The following is a 764-nucleotide window of genomic DNA, read 5'->3' as shown; positions in this document are numbered from 1 at the left end:
ACTCATGCTTCAGCAGACTTACTTCCTCCAGTCATCGGTGCGGAAGCCTTACCTTGGACAAGTACCTATCAATGGTTTGATCATCACTTAAAGGGTGATAACACGCCGATAGCAAGCGCTAAACCCATTACAATGAAAGTGAAGTTTGAAGATCAGTACGATAGCTTTGACCACTTCCCTATAGAAGATTCCAGTACAGAAACCTTTTACTTACACCCTCGCTCAGCCTTCGATGATGGTGATATGGAGAGCTACCCATACTGGAGCTTCTTCGGCAGAGACAACACAATCAATGCTTGGGCCGGTACCTTATTTAGCACGCAGATTCCGCTGTTATCACAAATTCTTGAGCAGTTAGAGGTGCCTATCTTAGCGAGTATTCCAGCCGCCTCGGATATTAGAAGTATCCATTGGAAATCGAGCTGGCTGAGCGAAGAAATGCAAATACGTGGGAATCCTTCAGTATCACTACAGATACAACCAAAGCACGATGAGATCCAGCTAGTTGCTTATCTTTATGACATGAATGCTTTGGGTGTTGGAAAATTAATAACTCATGGCGCGATTACATTGCCAGACACAAACTCCGGCGAAAAAATTTCTGTCGACTTCGATCTAGTAACGACAGCATACGATGTACCCGCGGGTCATCGCCTTGTTCTAGCTGTTGATACCAAAGACCCACAATATCAATCTCCAACGGGTGTCGATTACTTTGTGGATTTTGAATATAGCAGCAATAAACAGTCAACTTTGAAAGTGCC

At 44.1% G+C, this 764-nt stretch carries 1 protein-coding gene; it reads left to right on the top strand.

Annotated features, from left to right (window positions below):
- Positions 1-764 (top strand): CocE/NonD family hydrolase C-terminal non-catalytic domain-containing protein (locus A3766_RS02995; RefSeq protein ID WP_304440922.1); only part of this gene is annotated, 764 nt, incomplete at both ends.

It is taken from the genome of Oleiphilus sp. HI0132, assembly GCF_001635845.1.
Note: the sequence above shows the minus strand (reverse complement) of the source record. Positions and strands in the feature narration are given on the sequence as shown.